The organism is Tateyamaria sp. GN1-10, from assembly GCF_055693845.1.
On sequence record NZ_JBVFUR010000004.1, the window covers coordinates 1,642,187 to 1,658,965 of the forward strand.

General features: G+C 62.5%; 11 protein-coding genes. 2 read left to right on the plus strand and 9 right to left on the minus strand.

The window, feature by feature from the left end:
• Positions 1-10: 10 nt before the first annotated feature.
• On the minus strand, positions 11-1,570 hold the full coding sequence (locus ACZ1HN_RS09900) for an ABC transporter substrate-binding protein (RefSeq protein ID WP_472727367.1): 1,560 nt from the start codon (positions 1,568-1,570) through the stop codon (positions 11-13).
• Positions 1,571-1,683: 113 nt separating this feature from the next.
• Complete coding sequence (locus tag ACZ1HN_RS09905; protein WP_472727368.1) at positions 1,684-3,261, minus strand: ABC transporter substrate-binding protein; 1,578 nt, start codon at positions 3,259-3,261, stop codon at positions 1,684-1,686.
• A gap of 285 nt (positions 3,262-3,546) precedes the next feature.
• Between ACZ1HN_RS09905 and ACZ1HN_RS09910 the strand changes: the two genes are divergently transcribed.
• Positions 3,547-4,029 carry a hypothetical protein gene (locus ACZ1HN_RS09910; RefSeq protein ID WP_472727369.1) on the plus strand — a complete coding sequence of 161 codons (483 nt, stop codon included), beginning with the start codon at positions 3,547-3,549 and terminating at the stop codon, positions 4,027-4,029.
• Positions 4,030-4,330: 301 nt separating this feature from the next.
• On the opposite strand, the gene ACZ1HN_RS09915 is transcribed toward ACZ1HN_RS09910, so the two are convergent.
• Complete coding sequence (locus tag ACZ1HN_RS09915; RefSeq protein WP_472727370.1) at positions 4,331-7,474, minus strand: efflux RND transporter permease subunit; 3,144 nt, start codon at positions 7,472-7,474, stop codon at positions 4,331-4,333.
• Positions 7,474-8,640: an efflux RND transporter periplasmic adaptor subunit gene (locus ACZ1HN_RS09920; protein ID WP_472727371.1), complete on the minus strand. Its 1,167-nt coding sequence runs from the start codon at positions 8,638-8,640 to the stop codon at positions 7,474-7,476. The genes ACZ1HN_RS09915 and ACZ1HN_RS09920 overlap by 1 nt, the downstream gene beginning before the upstream one ends.
• 170 nt (positions 8,641-8,810) lie before the next feature.
• On the opposite strand from ACZ1HN_RS09920, the gene ACZ1HN_RS09925 reads away from it, so the two are divergent.
• A complete protein-coding gene (locus tag ACZ1HN_RS09925) occupies positions 8,811-9,347 on the plus strand; it encodes a TetR/AcrR family transcriptional regulator (protein WP_472727372.1) in 537 nt (178 codons plus the stop codon).
• On the opposite strand, the gene ACZ1HN_RS09930 is transcribed toward ACZ1HN_RS09925, so the two are convergent.
• The 5 genes from ACZ1HN_RS09930 to ACZ1HN_RS09950 all read right to left on the minus strand — a co-directional run bounded on the left by ACZ1HN_RS09930 (position 9,344) and on the right by ACZ1HN_RS09950 (position 16,774).
• Positions 9,344-10,357 (minus strand): AbrB family transcriptional regulator, encoded by a 1,014-nt coding sequence (locus tag ACZ1HN_RS09930; RefSeq protein WP_472727373.1) that lies wholly within the window; start codon positions 10,355-10,357, stop codon positions 9,344-9,346. The two genes, ACZ1HN_RS09925 and ACZ1HN_RS09930, sit on opposite strands and share 4 nt — an antisense overlap.
• On the minus strand, positions 10,354-10,989 hold the full coding sequence (locus ACZ1HN_RS09935) for a GntR family transcriptional regulator (protein ID WP_299772964.1): 636 nt from the start codon (positions 10,987-10,989) through the stop codon (positions 10,354-10,356). The genes ACZ1HN_RS09930 and ACZ1HN_RS09935 overlap by 4 nt, the downstream gene beginning before the upstream one ends.
• A gap of 73 nt (positions 10,990-11,062) precedes the next feature.
• Positions 11,063-11,407: a translocation/assembly module TamB domain-containing protein gene (locus tag ACZ1HN_RS09940; RefSeq protein WP_472729303.1), complete on the minus strand. Its 345-nt coding sequence runs from the start codon at positions 11,405-11,407 to the stop codon at positions 11,063-11,065.
• A complete protein-coding gene (locus ACZ1HN_RS09945; protein WP_472727374.1) occupies positions 11,391-14,990 on the minus strand; it encodes a translocation/assembly module TamB domain-containing protein in 3,600 nt (1,199 codons plus the stop codon). Before ACZ1HN_RS09945 ends, ACZ1HN_RS09940 begins: the two co-directional genes overlap by 17 nt.
• On the minus strand, positions 14,990-16,774 hold the full coding sequence (locus tag ACZ1HN_RS09950) for an autotransporter assembly complex protein TamA (RefSeq protein ID WP_472727375.1): 1,785 nt from the start codon (positions 16,772-16,774) through the stop codon (positions 14,990-14,992). Before ACZ1HN_RS09950 ends, ACZ1HN_RS09945 begins: the two co-directional genes overlap by 1 nt.
• Positions 16,775-16,779: the final 5 nt, after the last annotated feature.

The following is a 16,779-nucleotide window of genomic DNA, read 5'->3' on the forward strand; positions in this document are numbered from 1 at the left end:
GGTTGCCGGATCAGTTCACCGTCACCCAGCGCAGGATAAAGAAGTTGTCGGGGCGCTGTGTCAGATCGACACTGGACTTTGCCCCCCAGACCAGCGGCTGGACGTACATGGGCACATAGGCCACTTCGTCCTGCAGGATCTTGGTGGTTTCATCCAGCATGGCCTGACGTTTGGCATCGTCGATTTCGGACTGGATCATGGGCAACAGCTCATCCACACGCGGGTTCGAGAAGCCGCCGAAGTTCCAGCTGCCCAGCTTCTTTTCCTCGTTCGGGGTTGCGGCCAGGAAACGGATCGGGTGTTCGGCGTCGAACGTGCCCGGCGACCAGCCCAGCAGGTACATATCGTAGTTGTCCTCGCGCAGTTCGGGCCAGTAGTTCTGGACCGGCATCGCGTCGAGGACGGCTGTGATGCCGACCTGCGCCAGCATGCCTGTGACGGCCTGACAGACCGCTTCGTCGTTCAAGTAACGGTCATTGGGGCATTTGAGGCCGAAGGAGAAGCCATCTGGGTAACCGGCCTCCGCCAGCAGGGCCTTGGCCTGATCCGGGTTGTACTCCGGCCGGTCCGCCAGCGATGCGGAATAGCCGCGCATGGCCGGGCTGACCAGCTGGCTGGCGGGTTCGGCATTGCCACGCATGATTGTTTGCAGGATGGCAGGTACATTGACGGCATGGGCCACCGCCTGACGCACCCGTGCGTCTGCAAATGGGTTGGCATCGGTTGTTTCGCTGGAATATTTCAGCGCGTCGGCTTCGTGTGGGAAGCCCAGCATGATGATCCGCGCTTCGATCCCTTGGATCACCTTGACCGCGTCATTGGCGGCAAGGCGTTCGGCGTCCTGAATGGGCACCGGGTTGATCAGGTCCACATCACCGGACAGCAGCGCTGCAACGGCGGTGGCGGGGTTCTGGATCGGGGTCAGTTCGGCGCGGGTGATGTTGTGTTCGGCGGTGTCCCACCAGTCGCCATTTGGCTCAAGAACAGTGCGCAGGCCAGGCTCGCGTGCCGTCACCTTGAATGCCCCCGTACCATTGGTGTTCAGCGTGGCGTAGTTGCCGCTTTCCTTGTCGGGCAGGGTGGTGTTGTTGGCTTCGGCCCAGCCGCTGTCCATCATCATCCAGTTGGCGATGCTGTCGGGGAAGATCGGGTTGGGCGCGGTGGTCATGATATCGATAGTGTAGTCATCGACCTTGACGACCTCGGAAACAGGGGCGAACCAGCTGCGCGTGTCCGAGGCTTCGTCGCTGGCGCGCTGGTAGGAAAAGATCACGTCATCCGCGCTGAATGCGGCCCCGTCGTGGAAGGTCACACCCTGGCGCAGGGTGAATCGCCAGCCTTCGCCCGCGCCAATCGGCTCCCACGATGTGGCGAGTGCCGGTTCGATGGTCATGTCCTTGCCGCGGCGGACAAGCCCCTCGTACACGTTGTTGAGAAATCCCAGTACGGCGGCCGAGTTGACGGCATGCGGGTCCATGGTTTGCGGGTCGGTGGTTTCGGCCCACTTGAATTCTTCGGCGATGGCCGGTGCGGCCAGAACGGTGCTGGCCAGAAGGAAAGCGCGGATCATATGTCTTGGTCCTTGATGCGGTTTCAATAAAATCGGTGAAAAACAGGCAACACCCCGGCGCGCATTCGGGGTCAAAACGAAAAGGGGGCCGCATGTGCGGCCCCCGTCCATGATCAGTTCATGGTGATGTATTTGACCTTGGGCTGGTCTTCGGGGTCAACCTCGATCCCGACGCCTTCGCCCATGCCCCAGTTCAGGACCTGGTGGTGCAGCGGGATATAAAGCTGTTCGTCCTGCACAACGCGCCAGATATCGGCGATGTCGGCGTTGCGGGCTTCCAGATCGGTGTTTGAGGCCAGCGACTTGATCTTGGCATCGATCTCGTCGTTGTCGAACCCGGTGCCGTTCCAGGTGCCGATATCGCTTTCACGACCGTGGACAAGGAAGTTGAAGATGTATTCCGAGTCGTATGTCGGCACACCCCAGCCCAGCATATAGAAATCGGTCTGCCCATCTGTGATCAGCGGGAAGTGCTGCGCCTTGGGCTTGGCATCCAGGTTCACGGTCACGCCGATCTGACCCAACATGCCGACAGCCGCCTGACAGATCGCTTCATCGTTGATATAGCGGTCGTTCGGGCAATCCAGACGGATCGAGAAGCCGCTGTCATAGCCAGCCTCGGCCAGCAGGGCCTTGGCCCCGTCGGTGTCGGTCGAGGACTCACCGTCCATCGCTTCGGTCCAGCCATTGACGAAGGGGGGCGCGATCATGCCCGCGGGCTGTGACTGGCCACGCATCACGACCTGACGGATCGCGTCACGGTTCATCGCCATCGACATCGCCTTGCGCACGCGCACATCGGCCAGCGGGTTGGCACCGTCCACATTGTCGGCTTCGATGTCATCCGCACCCTGGTTCATACCAAAGAAGATCACCCGGTTCTGCGGGGCCTGCTTGACCACCAGACCATCAGCGGCGTTCACACGCTCAAGATCCTGAACGGGCATATCCTGTAGGAAGTTGATCTCTCCCGACAGCATGGCCGCCACACGGGTCGCCGCGTTCTGGATGGGGGTATAGACGATTTCCGTCACCTCCATCGGGAACTGATCGATGCCCCAGTAGTTTTCGTTCTTGGTCATGACGGTTTTCACGTCAGGCTCGCGGCTTTGCAGCACGTACGCGCCCGTGCCGTTGGCATTGGTGGTGGCGTACGTGATCTCGCCCCCTTCAAAGTCCTGCACGTTGACGGTGTTGTTCGCCTCGGTCCAGTCCTTGTCCATGATGAACAGGTTGGTCAGGTTCGACGGCAGGATCGGGTTTGGGCCATCGGTGACCATCTCGATAGTATAGTCATCAACCGCGCGCACTTCGGTGATCGACCCGATCAGCTCTTTCATGTCGGAATTGGGCTGCATCGCACGCTCAAAGCTGAACACGACGTCCTCGGCATTGAAGGCCGCACCGTCATGGAAGGTGACGCCTTCGCGCAGTTTGAACACCCAGACATTGGGATTATCAGCCTTGGGCGCCCATTCAGTGGCGAGTGCGGGTTCAAACGCGCCAGTCGTGTCGCGGATGATCAGCGGCTCGTACATCTGGTGGCGGATAGTGTGCGACGGGCCCTCGTTCTGCGAGTGCGGATCAAGGGTGAGCGCGTCACCCGCGCGGGCCCATTTCAGCGTTTCGGCGCTGACCAGTGCTGTGCTCGACAGCAGCAGCGCGGCGGATAGGAATGACGTGACTTTCATGGAAATCTCCCCATTTGCTTTTCTGCCTATGAGTGTTGGTTACTCCGGCGGGATTGGCAAGCAGGTAGAGGGGTGAGGGGCCTGGCAAATGTTGGGTGGCGTGTAAAACGTCGGATAGCGTTGGCACTTGCGTTATCCACTTGTTAGAAATGCAGAGTACGTCGGCTTGCAGTCCAAAACGAACGCCATACTCTAAGTCTGTTTCACGAGCTTTTAGGCTTGTATGAAGTTGCCAAGCACCAGCCAAGCAAGCATTTTGTGATTTCCTTGAGGCGAGTATGAAATTTGGGCAACCTTGTCAATTTAGGTCAAATCCAGTGGGGGCCACTCCCTGATGGATGGCGGTGCAGTTTGCTTTCACCATTTGGAAAAGCGATTTCTCAAGAAGAATGGGAAGACGAAGGCTGGACAGACGCTGATTTAAGCTTCGAACAACAGCTTCCGGCAAAGCAGCACGCCATCAGGGAAGATTTTGAGAAGTACTTCAAAGAGTTTGGTGATTTTTTTCTCGTCATGGAGATGAGCGAACCGCATCCACCTTTGGACGACAAAAAATACTTCGAACCACTTGTGGAACCGGTCTTTAGAAAAGAAGATCTGACTTGTTTCATTGAGGATTTTCTAACGGAAAAATCGCAGGCATTTGTATTCCATCTTGGTAGAGAATGCTTCGTCTCATTTGGTTTTGATATGAGTGTCTGGATTTACCACAATACCAGATTGCCCGAAGTCGAAGGGCTTGAGGTATTGAAGTTGGTGGAAGTTTAAACAATCGACAGTCAGATTTCAGAACGGCAGCTCTCGTGTGCGCAGCCGCCCTCGAGCCAGTTCAACACAAGCCCGTACCGGCGGGCTTGTGTTGAACTGGCGCCTTCGGCTTTATTCCGGTCTGGTCAGTGAACTGAATGAGTGACGCCTTGTCCGGATAAGCGACACTAAGCCAGACATGCTTGTGGATTGGATTCGCCAAACTGGCGGTACCGGCTTGCTTCAGGAAGCGCTGCGCATCTGGCCGAAAGCTCGGGGAATCGTATCGAGAGCGTGCCCTGGGTTGGGCTACCTATTCCGCCTATTCCGCGGCCTGGCTGAACGGGGGATGTAGAACGAAAGGCACGTCCTTGTCGCTGTCCCGCTCCGCGGGTGCCTCAGGCGTCCGGCGGACCCGGTGGATCAAGGCAAAGACAGGTGGGGTGAAGTAGAAGCTCACCACGGTCGACAACAACACGCCCCCTGCCACGGACATCGCGAAGGGGGGCCAGAACCCACCACCGGCAAGGATCAGGGGCAGGAAGCCACCAAAGGTCGTGATGGTGGTCGACACGATGTGGCGGCTGGATCCCATGACCACATCGACCATGGCGTCCTTGTCACCTGAAGCGGCCAGGTCGTCCTCTTGCAATCCCGTCAGGATGATGATCGCGGCATTGATCGACACACCGATCGAACCGATCACGCCGATGATCGCGTTGATCCCGAACGGGTACTGGAAAATCGCGAGCGCCAGTAGGCTCAGACCTGCGGACAAGCCCGACACGACCAGCACCACCGCCGTCAGACGGAAGCTGTTGAAGGTCAGTGCGATGGCTGCAATGGAAAGGGTGACGATCAGACCAAGGGAAGCGAGCAGATCGCTGAGCGTGTCAGCCCGCGCATCGCTGTCACCGCCCAGTTCAAGCCGCATATTGGCTGGCACAGCGAAACCGTTGGCCTCCAGGGCGGCCTGCACCTCAACCAAGGCTTCTTCGGGCAGCACATCCCGCAGGATAAAGGCCTGAACCGTGTTGACCCGTTCGCCGTTGCGGCGGGTGATGCTGCTGGCGGCTGGCTCCAACTCGATGGTCGACACGGCGGACAAGGGCAGGGCGGGCCAGCGCCCTTGGGCCGACAGCGCAGCCGCATCGGGGCGCAGGATCGGCAGGTCGCGGATAGCCTGAACCGAGCCGCGCGTGGCGTCGCCCAGACGGACACGGATGGGCAACTCTTCGTCCCCTTCGACCATGGAGCCACCCGTGACCCCCTCAAGCCCGGCTTGCAACTGCCCGGCAATCTGGCGCAGGTCGAGGCCAAGGATTTGCGCCTGCGCCTCGTTCACCGTGATAACGGCCTTGGGCGCACCGCCACCGATGGTGCCGCGGGTCACAAGCACAGAATCGACGCCGGACATGATGCGCCGCACCTCGTCCCCTGTTTCGCGCAGCGCCTCGAGGTCCTTGCCAACAAGCCGGATCTCGACGGGGGCATTGACCGGCGGGCCCTGTACCAGACCACGAACAAGGATTTCGGCCTCGGGCGCGGTCAGGGCAAGATCGCCTTGCAGGTCGCGCAGGACAGCTTCGGTCGCCTCCGCCGATTGGGTGGTGAGCAGCGCTTGCGCATGGCCGGGTGCGTTTTCGCGGGCACCGACGATGTTGTAGTAGAAGGCAGGCGCGGAACGCCCGACAGTCCACATCACCTGTTCAATCCTGTCATCCCCGAGCAGCCGGTCATTCAGCCGCGCCACAACGTCCTGCGTGTCGGCAACGCCCGCACCGGGGGCCAAATCCACCTCGATATAGAACTGGTCGCGGTCCACGCCGGGAAAGAATTGTGCCGTGAGTGTTGGCATGGACAGGAATCCAGTGACGGGCAGGATCAGCGCCAGCGCGATAGACCGGACAGGGTTTTTCACGGACCAGCGCAGCGACGCGGCAAAGACACGGCCCAATGCACCACTGTTCATGCCGCCGCGTGTCCCATCCGCGGGCAGCAGGTGACCTGCGATGGCCGGTGTCAGCGTGATCGCCACGACAAAGGACCAGCCCAGCATGATCACCACAGCGATGGCGATGGAGCCCACAAAATCACCTGCAGGGCCGGGCAGCAGGATCAGGGGTGTAAAGGACAGGGCCGTGGTCACGGTTGATGCCAGCAAAGGCGCAAAGAGCCGTTTGACCGACTGGCCCGCCGCCTTGATGCGGCTCACGCCCTTTTCCAGCCGTTGACCGACCTCGTCTGTCATCACGATGCCCGCATCGACCAACAGGCCAAGGGCCACGATCAGGCCTGTGACGCTCATCTGATGGATGGCAAGGCCGATGAAATTCATGGTGAACAGCGTGGCAAGGGTCACGACCGGCAGGATCAGCGCCACGATCATGGCGGACCGCAAACCAAGGGTCAGCAGCAGCACACCGACCACAAGGCCAACGCCGATGGCCATGTTCAGGCCGACCTCCTGCAGGCGGTCTGCGGTGTAGCCGGATTGGTCAAAGGTCAGGTCCAGCGAGACGCCCAAGGGGACGTTGGACCGGTATTCGGCGATCTCTTCACGGACAAAGGCAGCCCATTTGTCGACTTGCAGCCCGCTTTCCAACTTTGCGCCCACAAGGATCGCAGGGTTGCCATTGTAGATCGCCAACTCGGCTTCTGGCAGGCGCGGGCCGCGCGTGATCTCGGCCACTTGGGACAGATAGGTGACCGCCCCGGTGTCCGAGCGACGCACGACAATCTCGCCCAAACGGTCCAGCGCCTCGACCTCACCCGCGACAGTGATCAGCAGGTCAGACCCCGCCGGGCGCACACGTCCGGCAGGGCCCTTGGCGTCGGCCTGTGCAATGGCGCGGGAGACGTCACTTGCCGTCAGGCCAAGCGCGGCGGTGGCCACGGGGTCGAGCGTGACCAGCACCTCATCCTCGGGCGCACCGAACAACTCGACAAGTTCGGTGCCGGGGATGTTGCGCAGATCCTGGGCCAGGTCGCGGGCATAGCGGCCCAGGATCGTGGTTGAAATGCCCGGCTCGGCCGAAAGGGCCGCGATGGCGGCAAAGGCGCTGCCGCCCTCGGTGTCGAATTCCGGCTCGAAGGCGTCGGCGGGCAGGCTGGGGGACAGCTCGGCCAGATCATCGCGGATCTCGGCCCAGACCTGTTCAATGCGGTTGTCCGGCACCATCACGCCCAACTCGACCGAGACGATGGAAATACCGGTCGAGGACGTGCTTTCGATCACGTCGACCTCGGACACCTCACGCAGGATGTCCTCAATGGGTTGGGTGACCAGCGCCTCGACCCGGGCGGGGTCTGCACCCGGCACCACAGTGGTGACAGTGCCAAAGAGGTTGGTGATGGTGGGGTCTTCCTGCCGTCCAATGGCCAGCAGCGAGGACAAGCCCGCCGCGATGATGACCAGAAGGGCAAGGGCAACAAGGCGGGGTTGGCGGAAGGTGAGGGTTTCCATCACTCCACTCCGACCACGCGCACCCGGTCGCCCGAGACAAGGCGGTGGGTGCCATCGGGCACGATCATGGCGTCACCCTGTAGCGTGCCACGGACAAAGGCCGTACCGTCTTCGACCTGCAGCACTTCGACGGCGGCGGCCTTGGCGGTGTAAAGGTCATCATCACCCGGGTTCAGAACCATCACGGTCCAAAGCCCGCGCACCCCATCCTGCAAGGCGCGCAGCGGAACAGAATATCCGTTCTGGTCAATCTGGCTGTGCAGTTTCAGTGTGCCGGAGGCGAGGTAGACCGGATCATCCGTCTCAATCTCGAACAGCCCTGTGCGGGTGCGGGTTTGCGCATCCAGGTCGGGCCGGAAGCCGACGAAACGCGCGTCGTAGTCCACACCGTCCAGCGTTACGACGGCTGCGGTGTCCCGCACGTTTTGCGCCAGCCTCGGGTCGATCCCCACACGGAAGATCGGGGCGGTTTCCTCGCGAACATCAAGCACGGGCGCCCCCACAGCCATGATTGCGCCGGGGTCGACATTCCGCGCGCCCACGACACCGTCAAACGGGGCCAGCAATTCGGTCTGGCTCAGTTGCACCTCAACCTGCGTGATGGCTGCGTCCATTTCGGCGATCTGTGCCTGAAGCGCAGCAAGGTTCAGTGCCGTGTTGTCCACCGCCTGATCCGAGGCAAAGCCGCGATTGCGCAGCTCTTTCTGACGATCGGTCGTACGGCGGGACAGTTCCGCCTGCGCCTCAAGCGCTTCGCGCGAGGCAACAAGGCGGCTGCGTTCGGCCATCAGGATACGGGTGTCGAGCTTGGCAAGAACCTGGCCCGCCTTGACGCGGTCGCCTTCGTCCACTTCAAGGACGTTCAGGCGACCGCCCTGCTCGAAACTCAGGGCAACAGTCTGTGCCGCCTCGACCTGTCCGTGGAAGGCGCGGGTGACGGTCATGGTGTCAGCCGGTGTCACGCGGATTGCCGAAACGGTGCTGATCGGAGCGGGCGGAGGGGCGTCGACGGCGGCGGCACGGGTTGCCAATGTGGCGCTGCCGATCCAGACCACACCGGCGGCGATGGCAATGACGGACGCGGTGCCGGTCAGCGTGACGATCCCGCGCACAGTGCGCTTCCAAAGGGGTGGTTTCGGTGTATCCTTGGCGCGATCTTTAGGCATGGTGCCACTCCTTGACAGGAAGTAAGGGGTGCTTACTTATGGTAACAGACATATGTAATAGCCACTTACTTTGGCAAGGGAGAGAGGCAAAAAAACTTGGAGCAGACCACGGATAAGGCCCCCGGACGCAGTATCACCACGGCGATCTGCGCGCGCATCTTATTGAAACTGTGCGCATTTTGGTCGAGGAGAAGGGCGCTGACGGGTTTTCGATTTCCGAGGCCGCGCGCCGCGCTGGCGTCAGTTCAGCCGCGCCCTACAAGCATTTCAACGACCGCGCAGAGATCGTGCGCGAGGTTGCCTTGGCGGGAATCGAGCGGATGCGCCAGCAGATGGATGACGCTGCAAAGGGGGCGTCAGGCGACGCTCTGGCGCCCATAACTGCGCTGGGCCTCTGCTATGCAAATTTTGCCCGGGCTGAACCGGGTGTGTTCCGCTTGATGTTTGGCCTGACCAAAGGGCATGAACGCGATTCCGAGATGCGAGAGCGAGGCGACGGATGCCTTGCCATCGTCAAGCGCGAGGTGCGCGCAGCAATGCCTGACGACACCCCCGAGTCCGAGATCGAGCGCCGCAGCCTGATGCTGCACATGTTCGTACACGGCCATGCCTTTCTGGAAATCGACGGCAAGCACGAGCTGGACCTGACGGACGAACAGGAAGCCATGATCGTGGCCGACATCTCGCGTCGGATCATCCGCGACTAACGGAAGATCCGTGCAAAGAGCGGCGCGCCGAGGATCACCACAAAAATACGCAAGACATGGTGCGCAATGACAAAGGCGACGTCGGCCCCGACGATCAGTGCCAGCACCGTTAACTCCGCCTGCCCGCCGGGGGCAAAGGCCAGCAGGGCCTCCATCCCCGGCGCAAGACCGGCGGCATAGACCCCTTCGACAAAGATGACCGTCAGCACGATCAGGATGCCGCAGAAGCCCAGCCCAGCCGTTAGATCGCGCCGAATTTCCGTCATGGTAATGCCGGTGTATTTCACGCCCACGGTTGTCCCGATAAAGAATTGGGCGGCCCAGATCGCTTCGGCCGGGGGGCGGTGTTGCAAGAGGCCAGCAAGGGCCATGGCCGCTGCCACGATCAGCGGCCCAAGGATAGACGCGCCGAACATGCCAAGCGCCTTGGCCCCGCGCCACCCCACAAGTGCAGCCAGCACCATCAGCGCCAACTGCGTGGGTGCCAGCGTCGCCGCAGGCACACCCGGCGGGTTGCTCAGGTCCGCGTCCCAGACCCCCCGCAGGATAAAGGGCAGAGCGACGACAATCACCAGAACCCGCGTCGCGTGGATCAGCGAAAGGGTCCGCGGGTTGCCACCCGCCTCTTCCCCGAACACCAACATGTCCTGAATACCGCCGGGCATCGCGCTGTAATAGCTGGTGACAAAATCAAAACCCCAGAGCTTGCGGAAATAGGGGACACCGATCGCCCCGATGACCATGACCATCACGGGGATCAGCAGCAATGTGGGCCACATGCCCAGCATGGATGCCAGCACAACCGGGGTGATCGTGGCCCCGACGGCGACGCCCAATACGGTGCGCATGCCTTCGTTGATCAAGGGCGTGCCCGTCATGCGCACGCCCACAAGGGCGCTTATCAGGCAGGCAAAGATTGGTCCCAAAAGCCACGGCAGGGGCAGGGACAGCCCATGAAACAGCGCGACACCCAGCCCCGCAATCGCAAAGGTCATGGCGATCCGGATCACCGGGCAAGCACCTTCAGCCGATACCGCAGCGAGGTTTGCAAATGCGCCTCGGCCGCTTCGCCTGCCGCTGCGCTGTCGCCGGCTGCGATGGCTGTCAGGATGTCGTCATGCTGTGCCGTGACCACCTCGATGCGCTGCTTGTCTGCCAGCGTCGTTGGCCCCATCAGCATCAGGGCGTTGTTCAACGCGCGGGCTGCGTCCAGCAGGAACCGGTTGCGCGTGGCAAGGTAGATGCCCCGGTGAAAATCCTGGTTCAGCGCCGCGGCTTCCGCCGGGCTGCCCTTGGACATGGCGCTGTTCAGATCGCGCAGGGCGTCAATTTCGGCGGCAGCCGCGTGTTTGGCCGCCATCTCGGCAGCGGTGCGTTCCAGCACGATCCGCATCTCGTAAAGCTCGACCAGTTCGGCGTGGCTGAGTTGTCGGATGACCGCGCCCAGCCGTGGGCGATGTTCCACGATGCCATCCGCTTCCAGGCGCCGCAGCGCTTCGCGGACAGGGGTGCGGGACAGGTTCAGCCGGTCGGCCACATCGGTTTCGCGCAGCCGGTCGCCCGGTGCAAACTCTCCCGTGCGGATCGCCGCCAGCAATTGGGCATAGGCCGTTTCGCCCTGTGACATATCTCGATCGGTCATCGCATCGCCTCCAATGTGTATCCAGTTGGATACAATGTGGGGGCCTGCGATACCAGTGCCAATCAAAGCCGGGTCAATAATCCCGTTCGATGAAGATACCGATGCCGGTATTGGCATCTGCACCCAAGGTGCCACGTGCTGTGATGTTGGGCGTCAGGTCGATGTTCAGAGACACCTCCGGCCCGTCGGCCCCACCCACCGTGACGTCTGTATAGACGTTTTCCGAGAGGTACCTGCCCGCTCTGACAGCCGTGTTTCCATCTTCATCCGAGGTAACATCAAGATCGTCCAACCCAAACGAGCCGCGCAGGCGCGACACGATCCCTTCGCCGCCTTGCCCTGCAAGGGCTGCCACGGCGCTGGCGAGCTGCAATGCCTGAAAGGCCGACAGCTGCGTGATGTCACGACCGAAAAAGATCTGGGCAAGGACCTGATCCTGTGGGGCGTCCGGGGTGGATTCTGAATGTCACTTCCGGATCGTCTGCGGGCCCCTCAACAACGATGCGTGCAGAGCCCGTTGAGGTCGGTGTTTCAGCCACCAGGCGCAGCAGCGGCTCAAACCGGCCTTGCAGGGCAACGCGGCCCTCGGTCAGCTCGAACCGTTTGGTCAGAACGTCGATGCGCCCTCTGATCAAGTTGAACTGCCCGGTCGAGATCATGTCGGCCGTGGTGCCGCTCACCCGCAACTGCCCACCCATCTCTGCATCAATGCCGCGACCGCGGACAAAGATGCGGCTGGGGGCGTTGATCTGGATGTCGAGCGGATAGGCGGACCCGGTCGTGGTTTCGCTGCTTGTTTGCACCAGACCGGCCCGTTCGCGGGTGCGCATGACGGGGCGCGTGGCCCCGATATGGGTGATGTCAGGCACCGCTCCGAACGTGGAAATACCGCTCGACGGCACGCGCACGTCGGTTTCGCCCAGATTGATCTGGCCAGAAATCGCGGCCCCTCCGGTCAGCGGCCCGCGCAGTGCGACCTGCCCATCAACAGTCGTGTTGTAAAGCCGCGGGTCGCGCAATGTCACCGCGTTCAGCGACACGTCCAACTGCGCCGGATAGCTACCGCTCAGCGTGATGGGGCCGGAAATGCCAATGCTGCCCCCTTCGGAAATGGCGCCGGTGAAATCCAGCACCGCCTGTCCGCCAGACAGGCGCGCCGCGCCGGACAAGTCCGAAACGGACACGGGCAGGCTGGGTGTGGCAAGCTGCGCGCCTTGGGTCGTGATCTGGCCGGAAACCGACCCAAGGGCAGGGGGGCCATTCACGGCGAGGTCAAAATCAGCGGTCCCGATGATTGTGCGTGGGGCGATGAAGGCGTTGGCAAGGCCCAACTGCACCTGACCGCGTGCGCCGAGATCCAGCGTCCCATCCCCCAGCACCCGTCCCGATGCCGTTGCCGTTGCACCGGATGGCCCTGCAATGCGGGCAATGATGTCATAGTCCGCGCCGTCCTGTTGGGCCGTGCCGTTCACCGTCATGCTGCCCGCCAGACCGGGCACAAGCGGGCCCACATTCGGCAGGGTCAGCGCATAACCCGCGCCCAGTACACCGTCCCGTAGGCTGGCACTGACGCGGCCCGAACTACTGTAGGGGCCAGCGACATCTGTGACGACTTCCCACCCGTCAGGGGTTTGCGATACCGTGCCGTCCAGCGCCAAAGGCCCGTTCACGCCCGGTGCCACGGCTGCAACATTGGGCAGGCGCAGGTCGAAATTCGAGGTCAAGATGTCCGCATATGTGCCCGAGACAGTCCCCGCGCTTTCATAAGGCCCGGTCACCTCCGCGTCGAAGGTCCATCCCTCTGTGCTCTGAGCCACATCACCGTTCAGCGTCGCACCACCCGGCACACCGGGGGCAAAGGCGTCGATGGTGGGCACATTCACGTCATAGCGGGCGGTCACGTTCGTCCCGTCAAACTGCCCCGTCACTTCGGCCCGTGTCTGCGCGGGACCATCGATATTGCTGTCGAACTGCCATATGCCGTCGGCCTGCCGGGCCGTCGCCGTCAGTTCTGCACCACCCTCGATCTGGGAAACGAGGGGTGACAGGTCTCCAACCGCCGCCTCAAGCGCAATTTCGGTGCGATCAGGCGCAACGCGGGCCGTACCGGTTGCCGTGCTGTCCAAGGGCCCGGTCAGACCCGCCGAGATATCCCAAATCTCGCCCGTCTGGGTGGCTGTTCCGTCCACGGTCAGCGGGCCATCCACCGCCTTAGTCAACTGCGCCACATCCGCCAGTGCCGCATTGAACCGCGCGACCGAACCGCCGGTGCGCAGGTCTGCCGATGCAGTCAGGTCAAGGGCAGGGTTCTTCAATGTCAGCCGGTCGACGAATGTACCGCTGGTGTCACGCCGGGCGGCAAGGATCAGGTCCGTCTGCCCAGCCAGCAACGTATCTGCCTGTGGCACGCCAATCGCCAACTCCCGCGTCTGCCCCCGCACCTCGATATCGAAAAAGCCACCCAGGGCCGCCGTCCCGGACAGCGCCAGATCCCCGGCCCCCGACAGGTCCAGCCCGGCCAGGTCCGCAAAGGCGGACAGGTCCTGTGTCACAAGGGCCGTATCGAACGTGGTCTCGAACCCCTCATCAAACCCGCTCACCTGCGCCTGACCCGTCAGCGCCCAGGCTGCACTGGCAAGCGTTAGATCGGTCACATCCAGTGGAGCATCATCGGCATAGGCAATATCGAACCCGCCAGACAAGGCAGAGCCCACGGCCCGCGCCAGCCCCGGATCGCTCAGCGCCACTCCGGTTGTGTCGACGTTCAACCGCCCCGCCAGCGCGCCAATCGTGCCCACTGCACCGCTCAGCGTACCGTCAAAATTCAGTGCAACCTGATCCACCGTGGCATCCGGCTGCTCAACACCTGTTGCATCGATACGCGCGACCAGCGCATCGCTCTGCTCTGCATCGAAATCGACGGCAATCGACGCACCGGCAAGGCGCGTGTCACCCGGCAGGCGCAATGGCGCGCCATCCGGGTCGGCAAGGGTGCCCTCGATGTCCAGCAAGGTTGGCCACGCATCGCTGTTCAACTCGGCGCGCCCCGCCAGCTGCAGCGCACGGGTGTCCAAGGCAAAGGCGTCCAGAGACAAAGCGCCATCCGCATCGCTGCTGCCGCGCGCGGTCAGCGCGACATCTGTCCCGAAGAAAGCGCGGTATTCCTGCAGAAACAGGGCAGAAACATCCCCGTCCAGCGCAGCATCAAAGGCCATTGGCCCGTCCGCTTCGCTTTGTAACTCAAGGGTCCCGGTCAAGCGTTGCGTGTTATCGGTGCGCAAATCCAGCGTCGCGCCAAAATCGCTCAACACACCCGCACCCGCGACGGTCAGATCAACGCTGGGGCGATCCGGGATGTTCAACAGGCCCGAGATCAGGCCACCCGCGCCCTCGCGCAATTGCAGATCAAGGGACAGGTCGCGGGTGTCATTGGCATAGGCCGCCGCGACATCGAACACCCCGAGGTCCACATCGGTGCGGGTCGCAGTGATACGCGTGTTGCCTGCGCCATCTGCCAACGTTGCCGAACCGGCAACGGACAGCGTGGCCGCTTCCCCAAGCACCGGGGCGCCCAACACAACCTCGGCCAGATCAAGCTGTGCGATGCTGATCGATGCGGGCAGGTCGGGCAGGGCAAAAGGGGTCGCCTCGGGCGCGGGCAGGTCGCCGCCCGGGGCGGCAACGGGCAGGCGCGGCAATTCAATGCGCCCCGCGCGCAACTCCTGAATGTCGATGGCCGCACGGAACAGGGCGCCGCGGTTCCACTGCATCGCCACGTCTTCCATCGTCAGCCAAATGCCCTGATCGTCTGCGATGGTGATGCGCTCGATCGTCGCGCGGCTGCTCAGTGCGCCCGCAAACCCGTCAATGCGCACAATGCGCCCTTCGCCGCCCAGGCTGCTCTCCAGCAGACCAACCAGAAATCCGCGATCCTCATCATCGTCCTGCGCCAGCGCCGCTGCAGGACAGATCAGGATCAAGAAAATCGCCACATACCGCATCAGAAGGCCTGCCCAATGCCGATGTAAAGCTCCACCCCGGAACTGTCGCCCGGCCCTGAACCGGGGACAGCCACATCCAACCGAATGGGACCGATCCCGGTGTCATAACGGATGCCAGCGCCAAACCCGGTGTGCCATTCGCCTGACCCGTCGATAAAGCTCTCCGGCCCGACATAGCCCGCGTCATAGAACCCCACGACCGAAAACTTGTCGCCCGTCTTGACGCGCACTTCACCCGATATCCCGGCAAAGGCACGACCACCGATGGTCACGCCCGGGCTCAGGTCCACACCAAGGGATTGATAATCCTGACCGCGCACCGTGCCGCTGCCGCCGGAAAAGAACAGGAAGTCGGCAGGCGCTTCTTCGATGGATGGACCGGCCACTGATCCCAACAGCCCCCGCACGGCAAAAACAACCCGGTCACCCAGCTTGCGATAGGCGCGCACGTCGATGGTGGACAGCACGCCTTCGCTGGTGCCTTCGATGTTCACAAAAGGCTGCACCGAGGCTTCTGCATAGTAGCCGCGCGTCGGGTTCAGGGGATCGTCACGCCGATCGAACTTGGCGGTGAAGGGCAAGGTGAGGATCGTGTAGTCACGCTCGCCCAGGTCATCGCGTGTTTCGGCCCTTCGCAGACCTAGGCCATAGCTGTATTCGCGGTCCTCGCTGGCAAAATAGACGGTGCTGAACTCAAGCCGCCCGGTGCGGGAAAACAGGTTTGGATCATCGCGCTGCTCAAACTCGGCCAGCAAAACGGCCTCAAGATCGGTGCGCCACGTGGCGGGACGGGACAGTTGCGCGCCCAAACGGAAATCAATGCCGTCGGTGTCGCCGCCCACACCACTGATTTCACCGTCGATCTGCAGGCGTTCAGCCCCGCCAAAGATGTTACGATGCAACCAAAGCGCACTGACGCTGACGCCATCGGTCGTGCCATACTCCGCGCCAAAGCTGTAGCGGCGCGGCAACCGGTCGGTGATCTGGGCGGTGACATCCAGCGTGCCGTCCGGGTTGGCTGTCTCCGCTTCGGTCAGGGTGGCAGAGGCAAAGGTGCCCGTGCGCCGCAGCCGGGTTTCGACCTTGTCGAGCGTGTCGGGATCAAATACCTCGCCGCTGGGCCAGCCTGCAATCTCGCGAATGCGCTTTTCACGCACAGCGCTGTCGCCCTCCAGGTCCAGTCGCCCCAGACGCAGGCGCGGGCCGGGGTTCAGCCGGACATCTGCGTTCAGCTGCCCTGCCGGGTGGTTGGCCGTGATCTGCTGGCCGCCGACGCTTGCCTTGGCGTGCCCCTCCTGCCGCCATCCTTCGATGCCTGCACTGGTCGCGTCCCGCAGGGCGGATACGCGCGCGGTCTCTCCGCTTTGCACTTGCGGGGACGGGGTGGCACCGGGGGCCAGAGGGCGCACGGTGACGGTGCCAAAGCTGAACACCTTGCCTGGCTCCACGGTCACGATCACGGTGCCAACACTTTGCGGAGCCGAGATGGGCGACAGGCCCGCCGCCTCTTGCCCGTCCACGGTGATCGAAATGACGGGACCGAAATACCCTCGGTCATAGAGAAGGGCGATCAGGCGGGCATAGTCGGCCTGTGCGGCACTGATCACGTCGATGGAACGGACTGCGCCCTCTTCCTCCAGCAGTCCGGCGGTCAGAGACGCTGCGCGCAACTCCTCGGTCAGCGCCTCAGGCGCACGTACAACCACGTCCAGAGCCCAGGAAGGGGCCGATAGGCCAAGGCTTACACCGCAGACCGCCAAAAACCGGCAGGTATTCCGATACATCGCAG